The sequence below is a fragment of the Vibrio sp. CyArs1 genome (assembly GCF_022432925.1).
GTDB lineage: Bacteria > Pseudomonadota > Gammaproteobacteria > Enterobacterales > Vibrionaceae > Vibrio > Vibrio mediterranei.
The window spans coordinates 524,260-538,255 of record NZ_JAKRBO010000003.1; the positions used below are offsets into that span (position 1 = coordinate 524,260).

The window sequence follows — 13,996 nt, forward strand, 5'->3', positions numbered from 1 at the left end:
AACAACTTAAACCTCGATCCTTGCCTCAACTTTGAAAAATACTCTTCTAAATCATAAGTCTGTCACTATAAATCCGCTAAAATGCACAGTTCTTAGTGTTGAATTTACCTGTCAGTCAAGGAAGGGCAATGAAAGCGGTATTTGTTGGAGATGACTCTTTTTTCCCATCGAAGATCTTGTGCGTAGGCCGTAACTACGTCGAACACATCAATGAATTAGGGAATGAGATCCCTGAAGAGATGGTGGTGTTCAACAAACCAAACTCTAGTATCGCATCAGAGCTCTATTCTTACCTTGATGAGCCTCTCCATTACGAGGCCGAAATTTGCTTCCTGATCCGCAACCAACAACTCTACGCAGTGGGTTTTGGATTAGATCTTACCAAACGAAGTCTACAGTCTAAGTTAAAGCAGAAGGGGCTGCCTTGGGAAAGAGCTAAAGCGTTTGATAACTCAGCCAAATTTAGCCGCTTCATTCCATTATCAGATATGGATGTCTGTGAGCTTGAGGTGGAGTTGTTTATCAATAGTATGCGAATGCAATTAGGTGGCACCAAACAGATGTTGTATAAACCAGACGTGATTTTGCAAGAACTGGCTTCTTACACCGAATTGCAGGATGGAGATATTGTGATGACGGGGACGCCCCAAGGGGTTGGTGAGATAGTCGCTGGAGATAGGTTTCTCGGTCGTATTAAATACGCGGGAAAAGCCATTGTTGAAGTTGAATGGTTGGCGATATAACCCTTAATAAAAAAGAGCCTTCAACGCTGAAATGCGGTGAAGGCTTTATCTTTTAAAGTCGTTGAACCACTATAAATCTATGGTCACTGTTTCACCATCTACAACAAGTGTTAGTTCATTATCGCGGACGCTATGCGACACCTGAACTTGTTCCCCGCTATTCTTGTTAGGGACAAGTAACGTAAGAATGTCGTGTTGTTTTGATGCAGAAAATTCTACTTCTACATGACGGTGGATCTCAAGATCTTGGAACTCGTAAGGGTCCACATCGCCAAAGCCTTCGACGTTGGTCACTGACGTAATTTGGTCCGCGCTTTGATTGATAAAGCTCACATCTAGATGTGCTTTGTCACCGTGGATAGCAAATGACTTTTGAGCTGTCTCGGTATTAAACGTGGTATGCATTAGCCAAGTGAGATCTTTCTCTTCGCCAAAGCTCGCTTTGTCTTGGATGACAAAGAGCTTGCCTTTCACGAACCAAATCTTACGTTTGTAGGATTCGATATCTGGTGTAAAGAACTTGTAGGATTCGGTTGCATCGCCCTCTACAAATTTGACGTCAGAGTCTGTGTCATAGTCTGTGATTTGACCGCCTGCTTCGATACAGAAGCGGTCTTGGTGACCTTCAAATTTGGTGTTTTTGTTCTCTCCGTACTGCCCTTTGCCATTAAACAGGGGCAAGTTCTTAGAAAAAGTATGACGACGCCACTTCGTATGCATATCGACGCCAAAGCCACCATAGTAGCCGGTGATAGACGCTAATGTTTCACCAAAGGCATGCAGAGTAAACGCATTTTGATCGCCGTGTGAATGGCTGATTGAACCAAATGGTGAACATTTAAAGACCATATGGATATGGTTATCACGCTCTGTCATCTTGTTGTGGAAAGCTGCCCAGCCTGTGATAGGGAACACTTTTAACAACGGATCGTTTGACGGCGCTTTTTCTTCAGGCGCATCCCAAAGAATATTAAAACGAAGATCGTCATAGCCAAAGTCCCACCAACCAAAGTTATAGAACTTCGTATGTGCTTCAGTATCACGGCCTTTCAGCTGGTTGTAATACCAAACGTATTCAGGCTTTTGATTTACTCCAGCATAATGCTTGATGTTATAGGCAAGTTTTAACCCAGGGAAGTCACCGATAGAAGATTGGTCGCAGAAGCTGGCTCGTTTCGAGTGAACTGGCATGCAATAAAGTGGGAAGTCTCCTGTGTTTTCGTAGAATGTTTTATTGAACATATCTACACCACAGTATGCTTTTAACAGATCGAATGCTTCACCTAGGAAGGCTGTTTGAGTATTCCAATAATCTGGACCTTCTGCCCAGCCACCATCTTCACCACCCCATGGCGGATAATGGACGGCATAGTATTCCAACGCATACGCAATATATTCACCAGCTTTAGGATGGTCGTGATAGAGAGCAATACACGTCGGGATAATAGCAGAAGAAATAGAACGAACGCCGTGACTGTTCAATGGATTATTTAATAGGTCAACGGTGACTTTTAGGTGATGCATAATTTCGTCTAAACGAGTCACTAATGCCTCACGTACTATTGTACGTTCTTCTTCAGTAAAGTGACCATGTAACCAGTCATAGCCCCAAGCCATTGCTGCGATGACGCGGAAGGCTGCTTCGTCGTTGTAGCCGCGAGATGTTACACCGTCTGGATCATAGGACGCGAGTTGGAGCGTCCAAGCTTTAGCTTTGCCAATAAGTTCTTTATCGTCTTTGACAATGCCTGCGATCGCTAGATTTCGTGTCGCATTGAGCGCCATCTGGCAATCAACGTACATTTGACGCCAATAAGGTCGCCAAAGAGAGGCTTTGCCAACCGTTTCTTCTGGGTAAGGCTGAGGTTCTGGATAAGGTTCAGTATCGTAAAATTTGGCCGTCGAGTTATTCATGAAGTCATCGAACATGCAGTGAGATTCATCTTTTTTAACTCTTGATTTAAATTCGGCTAGTTCATTGGCTTGGATGAGTAGGCGAGGACGAGCCTCTGCAAGGTTATCTAGGAAGGACAGGTCAAAGTCTCGTTTCTGAACTTCAATAGGTAGTAGGTCAACCAAGTTACCAGCAGAAGTGTCGTTTTCCAGCTTCATGGCCTTGATTGCATCGAATGATTTGTCGTTACTCATACCAACTCTCTTGTATATACGAAGTATGTCTAAAGGGAATAGAAATAATATGCCATATTGTCATACAATAATAAAATACTTCTACGAGCGGTTCATGGTTTTTTACGTATTTTGTGAGCAATGACAGAATCCACGCCTTCCGTTGTTCTAGAGACATCAGTTTTCCAGTTTGTCAAAATTTAAACGGTAATCGACAAGCCACCATCACAAAAAGTGACCTTTTATTTTTATCCTTGCGAATCTCTAATTCTCTAACTAGCCTTTAGTTAACAAAAATATAACAAATTGTTTTGTGTTGTATTTTATTGATACCGGACTCAATAAGTAAGTGGTTATCATGTGTATGACTGTTTACTTGTGCAGTTTGGCTTTATTTTTGAAACTCATTTTCGAGTTGATAAAACCTAGTTGGTCTTCGTTAGACGTCGTCGAATCACAGTTAGTTGGGTTTTGATTGCGGGCTTTACCATCCTGAATTGTTTGATCACTCTTCAGACGTGCTTGGTATAAGTCATAGGGGAACCACGTTAGGACAAACGTGGCTAGGCAAAGGAGAAATCTTTTGAAGAGATTGCTGACCATTCGCTTATGGATTGGTGTGGCTGCTGCGCTAATCAGCCAACCTCTCATCGCCGAGTCGAGCGGCTATAACTTGACTAAAGGCGTTACTGATATCAGTAACCAAGTTTATGACTTGCATATGCTGATTTTCTACATCTGTTGTGCCATTGCATTTGTTGTATTCGGAGTGATGTTCTACTCCATTTTCAAACACAGAAAATCTCGCGGCGCCGTCGCCGCTAACTTCCACGAAAGCACCAAAGTTGAAATTGTCTGGACGGTTATTCCGATTATCATATTGATTGCGATGGCGATTCCCGCAACCAAAACTTTGGTGGCAATGGAAGATACGTCTCAATCCGATATCACCATCAAAATTACAGGCTCGCAGTGGAAATGGCACTACGAATACTTTGGTGAAGATGTTAATTTCTTCTCCTTGTTGGCTACTTCTCAAAAGCAAATAGATGGTATTGAAGAAAAAGGTGCTCATTATCTACTAGAAGTAGACAATCCACTCGTCGTACCCATCAATCAAAAAATCCGCTTCTTAATGACATCCGATGATGTAATTCACTCTTGGTGGGTGCCGGATTTTGCCGTCAAGAAAGACACAATCCCAGGCTTTATTAATGAGGCATGGACCAAGATTGACGAGCCAGGTGTTTATCGCGGTCAATGTGCCGAACTGTGTGGTAAAGCTCATGGGTTTATGCCGATCGTCGTTCAAGCCATGGAGCAGAGTGATTACGATGCATGGTTAGCAGAAAAGAAACAAGAAATAGCATTGGCAGCAGCGGAAGCAGCAAAATCTCTTGATGCCACACTTCCACTTGATGAGCTGATGACAATTGGTGAAGAAGTGTATGCGGGTCGTTGTGCTGTCTGCCATCAAGCAAACGGTGAAGGTATCACGGGGGCTTTTCCAGCCATTGCGGGGAGTGCAGTTGCGACGACCGGAGATGTGTCGATTCACATCAGCAAAATTGTTGATGGGGTAAATGGAACAGCTATGCAGTCGTTTGCTAACCAATTGACAGACAAAGAAATAGCAGCAGTAGTGACGTACCAGCGAAATGCTTGGGGTAATGATACGGGAGATGCAGTACAAGCCTCTGATATCAATGCGTTCAAAGCGCAAGATGGGGAGCAAACCAGCTCCAAGGAGTTATGATGAAAACGGATCCGATGGAAACAGTTAAATCGTCAACAGCGACGGATGCAGAGATGAGTCGTGCGGAAAGCACGGCCGTTATTGAAGACGATCATCATGATCACGCCCCTTCAGGTTGGGCAAGATGGGTATACTCCACTAACCATAAAGATATCGGGACATTGTACCTGTGGTTTAGTTTCGCCATGTTTCTTACTGGCGGCGCAATGGCAATGGTCATTCGTGCAGAGCTATTCCAACCGGGCTTACAGCTTGTAGAGCCAAATTTCTTTAACCAGATGACCACAGTTCACGGCTTAGTGATGGTATTTGGTGCAGTAATGCCTGCATTTACTGGGTTGGCTAACTGGATGATCCCTATGATGATCGGTGCGCCAGATATGGCATTACCGCGGATGAATAACTTAAGTTTTTGGATTCTACCGTTCGCCTTCCTTATTCTATTGTCATCTCTCTTCATGCCTGGTGGTGGACCTGATTTTGGTTGGACATTCTATGCACCACTTTCTACAACCTATGGTCCCGATAGTACGGCATTGTTTGTTTTCTCGGTACATATCATGGGGATTAGCTCCATCATGGGGGCAATAAATGTCATTGTTACCATTTTCAATATGCGCGCCCCTGGGATGACGTTGATGAAAATGCCACTCTTTGTTTGGACTTGGTTGATTACAGCCTTCCTGCTTATCGCGGTGATGCCAGTGTTAGCGGGTGCTGTGACAATGGTGTTAACAGACAAGTATTTTGGAACCAGTTTCTTTGATGCAGCGGGTGGCGGCGACCCTGTGATGTTCCAACATATCTTCTGGTTCTTTGGCCACCCAGAAGTGTACATCATGATTTTACCTTCTTTCGGTATCGTCTCTGCAATCGTACCAGCGTTTAGTGGTAAGAAACTGTTTGGCTACCACTCTATGGTTTATGCGACGTGCAGTATCGCACTGTTGTCTTTCTTGGTTTGGGCGCACCATATGTTTACTACAGGGATGCCGGTATTCGCAGAGTTGTTCTTCATGTACTGCACTATGCTGATTGCTGTGCCAACGGGTGTGAAAGTATTTAATTGGGTAGCAACCATGTGGCGCGGTGCGTTAACGTTCGAAACGCCCATGCTGTTCGCCATCGCCTTCATTGTCTTGTTTACCATCGGCGGTTTTTCTGGGTTGATGCTAGCTATCGTGCCGGCGGACTTCCAGTATCACGATACCTATTTTGTCGTGGCTCACTTCCACTATGTATTGGTGTCTGGTGCTGTGTTCTCAATTATGGCGGCCGCTTATTACTGGCTGCCCAAATGGACAGGACATATGTACGACCACAAGCTTAGCTTGTGGCATTTTTGGTGCTCGGTTATTTCGGTCAATGTGCTGTTTTTCCCGATGCATTTCTTAGGATTAGCGGGCATGCCAAGGCGTATTCCTGACTATGCAATTCAATTTGCGGATGTAAACCAGATCGTCTCAATCGGCGGTTTTGCCTTTGGTCTGTCACAGTTAATTTTCTTATGGTTAGTAATCAAGTGCATTAAAGGTGGAGAAAAGGCCGAAGCCAAACCTTGGGACAGAGCGGAAGGGCTAGAATGGACAGTCCCAAGTCCAGCACCACATCACACCTTTAGTACTCCACCCAAAGTGGATTAGAGAGGTGACTTATGAGCGAGCAAAACCGTAAATCAAATAAAAAGTTAGTAACGTGGCTTAGTGTTGCTGTTATCGGCATGTTTGGGTTCGGTTTTGCTTTGGTTCCGTTGTACGACATTATGTGTGAAGCATTGGGTATCAATGGTAAAACCAATACGGTGTCTGCGGTGCAACCCGTCGGAATGAGGGCGGACATCTCGCGTACGATTCGCGTTGAGTTTATGGCACACATCAATCCTGATATGCCGTGGACCTTTAAGCCCGAAACCATCTATCTTGATGTTCATCCCGGTGAGGTGATTCAAACTGCTTATTTGGCAAAGAACAATGCGTCGCAATCTTTAATCGGGCAAGCAGTGCCATCTGTATCTCCGGGCACTGGCGCTGCTTATTTTAATAAAATTGAGTGCTTTTGCTTCAACCATCAACCTCTTGATGCTAATGGCGAAGCGGAGATGCCTCTAATTTTCTACATCGAACCTGATATCCCCGAGTCAATTCACACACTGACTTTGTCGTACACACTCTACAACATCACAAGCAATGCAAGCGTGCAGGATGCCGTTGAACGCAGTAAGGGTAGCAAAAGCGCACTTAACAGGGAGTTAAGCTATGAGTAAACCTCAATCTTATTACGTTCCAGCTCAGAGTAGTTGGCCAATCGTGGGGGCAATCGCGCTGTTTTTAGTGGCGGTTGGGGCTGGGCTCACGGTTCAACATTTAGAAACTGGTGGGGCGGGTAGTGTCATTGGTAACGTTACTCTAGCGCTTGGCTTTGCCGTGTTGTTGTACATGCTGTCAGGTTGGTTTAGCAATGTTGTCAGTGAGTCATTGGCAGGCTTGTATTCAGATCAGATTACGCGCTCATTTCGTCAAGGGATGAGCTGGTTCATTTTTTCTGAAGTGATGTTCTTCGGTGCTTTTTTTGGGGCGTTGTTTTACGCACGAATGATCTCTGTCCCTTGGCTTGGCGGGGCAGATAACAATGTGATGACTCACGAAGTACTGTGGCCTGGATTTGAAGCGATGTGGCCTTTGACGACAACGCCAGCAGGTGACACGACTCAGGCGATGCCATGGCAAGGGTTACCGTTGAAGAACACGATCATATTGCTGCTCTCTTCGATTACGCTACATATGGCACATGTCAGTTTAGAGAAAAACAAACGAACAGCACTCATCGTCTGGCTTGAGATTACTATCGTATTAGCGGTGTTTTTCCTCTATTACCAAGCGGTCGAATATGCGCATGCATACCAAGATATGGGGTTGACCTTACAATCTGGGATATACGGCAATACCTTCTTCATGTTGACTGGATTCCATGGCCTACATGTGTGTTTAGGGACGATCTTCTTGATTGTACTCTTGTTTCGAATCGCTAAAGACCATTTTACTCCCAAAGACCATTTCGCATTTCAGGCAGGCAGTTGGTACTGGCACTTTGTTGATGTGGTTTGGCTGTGCCTCTTTGTTTTTGTTTATGTACTTTAACTCAGATTTTAGAAAACTGATTTAATAAGGACGAGGGTTAGGAGCAAGTAATCCGCTTTGAAGGGCGATGATCAAAAGAATAATAACGATCGCAGAAAACAAGACACGGCGACCCAGATAGTGACTCATTGGTTTATCAGAATCAGGGTCGTCTCGCACCATTCGAATTAGGGCAAGCGCTAAGTTAAAGATGATGAAAAGTAACAGCAGTACTAAAACAATCTTAAACAATAGTGTCGGTGACATTGAGGTTCCTCGCGTGGCCTGGTTCAAATCAGTGAAATTCTGGGTCGGCTTTGTATTAACTGTGGTTGTGTTTTCTACTTTGGTCAAATTAGGTTTGTGGCAGCTACAGCGAGGTAACGACAAATCGCATATGGAGTCGATGTTGGCTCAGCGAAGTAAGCAGTCTCCGATCTCGTTGAGCTCTGTCCATTTCTCAAACACATCCCAGTCAAACAGTGATTATCTTGATTGGATAGGCGTCCCTGTCTTTACTGAGGTTACGCCTCTTCCAGAGCTTTTCTATTTGGATAACCAAACCTTTGAAGGCCAAGTTGGCTATTTGGTGTATCAGCTTATTATCGATGGCCAATCACGTTTTTTACTTCTTGAACTAGGATTCGTTAAAGGGATGGAGCAAAGACAGTCATTGCCAGTTGTTGAGCAGTTAACCCACCCTCTGATGATAACCGGGCGTTTATATCAAAAGTTGGACAGCCCTTTAGGTAATGAGCTCTACCCTGAAGATTTTACCTCTTCGACTTCTACCAGGTTTCGAATTCAGAACTTAAATATAGGTTCATTGGCAGAGCTTACTGGTAAGCCCCTACAAGCATGGGCGTTGCAACCTATCGATTCAACAACGCCTTATGCTCACCCATGGAAACCATTGTCTATGAACTCGAGCAAACACTATGGATACGCTTTTCAGTGGTTCTCCATGGCGTTGGTATTTGCTTTTGTAGTAGGTATTGCCGTGTATCGATGGGCCAGAAAAACTCATTCAGCAAGACATTAGGAGCGTTTATGAGCACAGGGATGACGACACATTCGCTAAAGCCCAAAGCCGTGTTAAGAGGACGACTTACGCTACTGGCGTTGATTCTGTTTTTTGCGTTGCCGTTTATCGTCGCGAAGGCAATTCTGAGTAACCATTGGTATCAGTCTGGCGTGACCAATCATGGTCAGCTGTTGGAGCCTCGTGTGACGTTTGAGTCACTAGGAATGGTGAACCCTCTTCAAGGAGAGAGTTGGCAGCTTGGTTTTATGCTTCCTGCTACATGTGATGATGCATGCTTAAATCGCTTATACGTCATGGGGCAAACGTACTTAGCGCTAGGAAAGTATAAAGAGCGCGTGACACCTGTTGTTTATGTACAGACCGGACAAGTAGTGCCTGAACTACCGAATTCGGTGACAGTGTTGACCGTTAACGATGCTTTCTCTGCTTTAGTGCCATCACAAGGGTATGTCATTACCGACACGTTAGGTCAAGTCGTGATGTTTTTTGAACCCACAACCAAGGAGCAACAAATCGCCCATAGCAAGGGGTTGTTATCCGACCTAAGAAAGTTACTCAAGTTATCTCGAGTAGGGTAGACGCGAAAGGTTAAGCACACCAGTGTTGAAGGCATAAGGAGTTGCAATGAGACTGATAGATTTGGTGAAAGGGGCGTTAATACTGACCGTTATTGTTATCGCAATGGGGGCTTATACACGCCTTGCTGATGCGGGTTTAGGTTGTCCGGACTGGCCAGGTTGTTATGGTCATCTTACGGTTCCGAGCAATAACGTTGATGTTGCGGTTGCTAATACTCTTTTTCCCGAACGAGCGGTGGAGCCTCACAAAGCTTGGTTAGAAATGATACACCGCTACTTGGCGGGAACTCTGGGTCTGGTGGTGTTCGCCATAACCTATCTTGCGTTAAGAAATGAGCGTGCACGACTAGGGGTGACTTTGTCGGTGTCGTTATCTTTAGTGATCGTGTTTCAAGCTGCGCTGGGGATGTGGACGGTAACGCTTAAGCTGATGCCCATTGTAGTCATGGGCCACCTGATAGGTGGTTTTACAATGTTTTGTTTACTGTTTTTCACATATTTAAGATTACGTCCGAACGCGATAGCGACGCGACAGGATAATAAAGCGAAATCTAAATCTGAGGTAAGTGTGACCTTTCAGCCAACAGTGGTTGAGGCTAATACCGTGACTAGTGAGCCAAAGATAATTGGTCGTCGACTCAAAATATTGGCTGGCTTGGCTCTTGTCGCAACCATCTTACAAATAATACTCGGCGGTTGGGTATCTTCAAATTATGCCGCTGTGGTGTGTACCGCTTTGCCGATTTGTGAAGGCGAATGGGTGCGCTATCTCGACTTCAAAACCGCTTTCACTCCGGTTCATTTTGGCTTTGACAATTACGAGTTTGGCGTGCTTGATTATGCTGCAAGAATGACCATCCATGTGAGTCATCGTTTTGGTGCTATTGCGGTGACTTTACTCGTTGGGATATTAGGGCTGTGCTTGTTACAACATAAGCAGCGCGTGGTACGCAACGTCGCAGTACTTTTATTGGGACTGCTAGCGATTCAACTTGCACTAGGCGTCAGTAATGTGGTGTTCCATTTGCCTTTACCAGTAGCTGTTATGCATAATCTGGGCGCTGCGCTACTTCTATTAAGCCTAATTCAAGCTAACTATATTATGTGGAATATACGGTACGCTCAATCAGAAAAGCCGACACTGAAAGTCATTGAGTCGGAGAATAAAGTTGAGAGACTGAAAGCATCTGGAGACAAGGAGAGTTCTCTATGAATAAACTGACAATGGCGGCAACAAGTCGTGTGGATTCCGTCGTTAAACCAAGACTCAACTGGCGTGTCTATTTAACCTTGACCAAACCAAAAGTGGTCGCATTAATGATCTTAACAGCTTTGGTTGGGATGTGTTTGGCGGTACCGGGCGCTTTGCCTGTTCAGGCGACCGTGCTGGGTTTATTGGGTATTGCGTTAATGGCGGGCTCTGCAGCAGCTTTCAACCATCTAATTGACCGTCGAATTGATGCTGTCATGGCAAGGACCCATAAACGTCCGTTGCCATCAGGAGACTTGAGTGTTGGTAAAGTCTTTACTTTTGCACTGAGTATTGGCGTACTAGGTTTTGCAATATTAGCTGTGGGGGTTAACTGGTTAACCGCTTGGCTTACATTTGCTAGTTTGCTTGGCTACGCTGTTGTGTACACCTTATATTTGAAGCGAGCGACGCCACAGAATATTGTTATCGCGGGTATTGCTGGTGCGATGCCGCCGTTGTTAGGTTGGACCGCGGTAACAGGGGAACTGCACGCTAATGCTTGGTTACTGGTAATGATTATCTTCATATGGACACCACCTCATTTTTGGGCATTGGCGATTCATAGAAAAGACGACTACGCGAAAGCCGATATTCCTATGCTTCCGGTGACTCACGGGGTGGAATACACCAAGACTTCTATTTTGCTTTATACCATTTTGTTGGCACTAGTGTGTTTATTACCCGCTTTAGTTGGAATGACAGGATTGGTGTATTTGGCTGGTTCCACCTTCTTGAGTGCGGGTTTTATCTATTACGCTTGGAAGTTAAAGTATGCGGCAACAGAAAAGACAGCAATGGATACTTTTAAATTCTCCATTATGCATTTGATGATTTTATTTGTAGTGTTGCTGGTGGATCACTACCTACCAATTTAATTCTTCAATAATAAAAAACAGCCATCACAATGTGATGGCTGATAGGGCGTTTGGATTTAAGCTAGCTGCCAGGAAAGATCTTCGGTCATGTTAATCCATCCCATCTAACAAAAGTGCAGTTTAGAATTAGAACGTGACGATAGCGCCAACACGTCCTGCCGTATCTTTGTCGCCTTTAAGGTCTTTTGAGATACCTGCGTAAGTCGTGAAGTAATTAGTAAATTTGTAGTGTACGCTTGCCGCGATGTTTTGGTCCGTTTCGTCAGCGATATCGAACTTAACTTGTTGGAATGCAGCTGCAAGACGAATACGGTCTGTTAGGTCGTATTTAGATGCTACTTCAAAACCTTTATAGTCTTGGTCTAGCAGTTTACCTTGAGTATATAAACCACCAAGATATAGGTCATTTAGCTGATAACCCGCACCAACTAGAACGTTTTGGCTTTTCGCTTCGTCAATGCTAGTTGTTGTCCCGCCAATTTTAGACGTGATATCAGTATCTTTTTGATAAGCATAACCTGCACCGAAGCTAAGATCGCCAAGTTGGTATTGCGCAGCAATTCCATAACCCTGATCTACAGTGCCTGAGATATCTGCATCGTATTTCTTGAATGAATCAGCGCTGCCGCCGCCATTAGCGTTAGCTTTAACTTTTAGGTCACCGAATGTACCGATATACAACAGTTGGTTGGTTGTACGGTCAGCAGTTGCTGTTTTGTTACCCGCTTCGCCACCGAATGCGTCAAGAATATCAGTGTAGTCAGTAATAATGCCTAAAGAACCATCCGTTTTACCGTATTGGAGTTCATTGTTTTCGCCAGCAATACCAACATATAGGTAACGGTTATCGTATCCTGCACCGTTATTGTCGCCAGAACGGTTGATTTCTTCTTCAAAGAAACCTTTAGCATTAACGCCGTCAGCAATTTCAGTAGTCGCAAGAACGTTTACACGAGCACGACTATTGTCTGCAACGGTTCTATCATTACTGCTCTTGTCAAAATCAGCACGCGCTTCAGCTCGACCGCCCACTGCTAGGTTCAGATTATCACCTTTATATACGTCAGCTGCATTTGCTGCCGTAGCTGATAAACCTGCAATAATAGCCGCTGTTAAAAGAGAAACTTTCTTCATGTTAAATCCCTATTTAGTCTCTAATAAGTTTTATTATTAATACGCTCTTGGCTCGTCGTATCTATAAATAGGCTAAATGATTATTAACAAAGCTATAAGTGCAGACAAATGGAATTATAGTTTCAGAAAATAGCTAATAGAATATATTTCCCGTGATGATCTTTATGGATAAATTAAATTATATTTAAAAATACGCTCTAAGTTACGTTCTATCGGTACTTGCGAGGGTATTATGTAATCTTGGGTAATATTATGTATTAAATGTAATATTATGTCGTACTATAAATGTACGATGTTTATATAAAACTGAATGGTTAGATAATAACGTTTATACTTAAAAGTATGACGTAGTTAAAATAATTGGCAGTTACTAACAATATAGGGCTGGATAAGAAATGACCATAACATACTATTACGGCCATAATTTGAATGTTCTGTCAGAAAGTAGTGCTTAGGTTTGCGCAGTGTTAGCGCTGGGTTACTTCTAGCTTTCTAAACAATAGCGATAGTGAAAAGCAGAGTAAAAAGTAGCATAGGCCCACGATTAGCCAGATCTCAAATATCAATCCAGACGAATTAGCGATTTCAGTGCCAACAAATGTCATCTCTTGAATCGAAATCAGTGAAACGATCGAGGTGTCTTTGACTAAGGATATGGCTTGACCGGCTAAAGCGGGGCTTATAGCAGTAAGCACTTGAGGGGCAATAACGTCACGATATTGATGCCATGTAGACAAACCTAATGACTGACCAGCTTCCCACTGACCTTTTGGTATAGCGTTAAGCCCTGCTCTGACAATTTCAGCGACATAGGCGGAGGAAAGCAGCCCTATGCATATTACGCCGGATAGTAAGTTCTCCCACAGTGATTGAGGGCCGAATAAGAAGGATTGCCAGCCACTAATTTCACTACTACTACCACGAAGTAATTCAGATAACCCCAGTAATGGAATTAGCTGATTGGAAATGAAGAAATAGAAAATAAATATGAATACGAGTGGTGGAATATTCCTCACCAGCTGAATAAAGATATTTGCCGGAACCCGCAAAAACACCATATTTGAGTGCTTCGCTAGTCCAAGTAGGGTGCCTAGGGAAAGCGCCAACAGCATACCCCAAATACTAAGGCGTAATGTCGAGATGGCGCCTTGAACGAAGTAGGGCAGTCCACCATTGCTTGTGGGAGTAAACACCAACTCAAAAGCCTGAGACCATCGCCAATGGTAATTAATACCAATGGAAGAGCGATAGCCGAGCCACGCTAGTAGTACAACCAGCACGGTAATAAGTACAAGATCTAAAGTGGATAAGCGCCACTTCTTTTTCATTGTACCATTGCGATATTTACGGCCTGTTGAGTTGGTGTTCAT

General features: G+C 44.0%; 13 protein-coding genes. 9 read left to right on the plus strand and 4 right to left on the minus strand.

The features are described 5' to 3' along the window. Nucleotides 1–128 precede the first annotated feature (128 nt). Nucleotides 129–743, plus strand: a complete 615-nt coding sequence (locus tag MMA19_RS12960) for a fumarylacetoacetate hydrolase family protein (RefSeq protein ID WP_240206399.1) — start codon at nucleotides 129–131, stop codon at nucleotides 741–743. Between the two features lie 69 nt (nucleotides 744–812). On the opposite strand, the gene MMA19_RS12965 is transcribed toward MMA19_RS12960, so the two are convergent. Continuing rightward, nucleotides 813–2,891 carry a DUF4962 domain-containing protein gene (locus MMA19_RS12965; RefSeq protein WP_240206400.1) on the minus strand — a complete coding sequence of 693 codons (2,079 nt, stop codon included), beginning with the start codon at nucleotides 2,889–2,891 and terminating at the stop codon, nucleotides 813–815. Nucleotides 2,892–3,462: 571 nt separating this feature from the next. On the opposite strand from MMA19_RS12965, the gene coxB reads away from it, so the two are divergent. Genes coxB through MMA19_RS12985 form a run of 4 tightly spaced genes read left to right on the plus strand, consistent with a single transcriptional unit; the run spans nucleotide 3,463 to nucleotide 7,763 of the window. Next, nucleotides 3,463–4,626, plus strand: a complete 1,164-nt coding sequence (gene coxB, locus MMA19_RS12970; RefSeq protein ID WP_240206437.1) for a cytochrome c oxidase subunit II — start codon at nucleotides 3,463–3,465, stop codon at nucleotides 4,624–4,626. Further along, a complete protein-coding gene (ctaD, locus tag MMA19_RS12975; RefSeq protein WP_006069124.1) occupies nucleotides 4,626–6,269 on the plus strand; it encodes a cytochrome c oxidase subunit I in 1,644 nt (547 codons plus the stop codon). Before coxB ends, ctaD begins: the two co-directional genes overlap by 1 nt. Before the next feature lie 11 nt (nucleotides 6,270–6,280). Further along, complete coding sequence (locus tag MMA19_RS12980; RefSeq protein ID WP_006069123.1) at nucleotides 6,281–6,889, plus strand: cytochrome c oxidase assembly protein; 609 nt, start codon at nucleotides 6,281–6,283, stop codon at nucleotides 6,887–6,889. Next, nucleotides 6,882–7,763 (plus strand): cytochrome c oxidase subunit 3, encoded by an 882-nt coding sequence (locus MMA19_RS12985; RefSeq protein ID WP_062455702.1) that lies wholly within the window; start codon nucleotides 6,882–6,884, stop codon nucleotides 7,761–7,763. Before MMA19_RS12980 ends, MMA19_RS12985 begins: the two co-directional genes overlap by 8 nt. 21 nt (nucleotides 7,764–7,784) lie before the next feature. Here the strand turns inward: MMA19_RS12985 and MMA19_RS12990 are convergent, their stop codons facing one another. Further along, nucleotides 7,785–8,009 carry a DUF2909 family protein gene (locus MMA19_RS12990; RefSeq protein WP_062455699.1) on the minus strand — a complete coding sequence of 75 codons (225 nt, stop codon included), beginning with the start codon at nucleotides 8,007–8,009 and terminating at the stop codon, nucleotides 7,785–7,787. Nucleotides 8,010–8,022: 13 nt separating this feature from the next. Here MMA19_RS12990 and MMA19_RS12995 point away from each other — a divergent pair, with 13 nt between their 5' ends. Genes MMA19_RS12995 through cyoE form a run of 4 tightly spaced genes read left to right on the plus strand, consistent with a single transcriptional unit; the run spans nucleotide 8,023 to nucleotide 11,492 of the window. Next, nucleotides 8,023–8,784: an SURF1 family protein gene (locus tag MMA19_RS12995; protein WP_171392189.1), complete on the plus strand. Its 762-nt coding sequence runs from the start codon at nucleotides 8,023–8,025 to the stop codon at nucleotides 8,782–8,784. A gap of 8 nt (nucleotides 8,785–8,792) precedes the next feature. Then, nucleotides 8,793–9,365, plus strand: a complete 573-nt coding sequence (locus MMA19_RS13000) for a hypothetical protein (RefSeq protein ID WP_051867929.1) — start codon at nucleotides 8,793–8,795, stop codon at nucleotides 9,363–9,365. Nucleotides 9,366–9,411: 46 nt separating this feature from the next. Further along, nucleotides 9,412–10,578, plus strand: a complete 1,167-nt coding sequence (locus MMA19_RS13005) for a COX15/CtaA family protein (protein ID WP_240206401.1) — start codon at nucleotides 9,412–9,414, stop codon at nucleotides 10,576–10,578. A gap of 11 nt (nucleotides 10,579–10,589) precedes the next feature. Next, nucleotides 10,590–11,492, plus strand: coding sequence for a heme o synthase (gene cyoE, locus MMA19_RS13010; RefSeq protein WP_240206438.1), 903 nt, complete (start codon nucleotides 10,590–10,592; stop codon nucleotides 11,490–11,492). A gap of 126 nt (nucleotides 11,493–11,618) precedes the next feature. On the opposite strand, the gene MMA19_RS13015 is transcribed toward cyoE, so the two are convergent. Further along, nucleotides 11,619–12,626, minus strand: a complete 1,008-nt coding sequence (locus MMA19_RS13015) for a porin (protein WP_107305945.1) — start codon at nucleotides 12,624–12,626, stop codon at nucleotides 11,619–11,621. A 467-nt stretch (nucleotides 12,627–13,093) separates the two neighbouring features. Next, nucleotides 13,094–13,996 carry an amino acid ABC transporter permease gene (locus MMA19_RS13020; RefSeq protein ID WP_240206439.1) on the minus strand — a complete coding sequence of 301 codons (903 nt, stop codon included), beginning with the start codon at nucleotides 13,994–13,996 and terminating at the stop codon, nucleotides 13,094–13,096.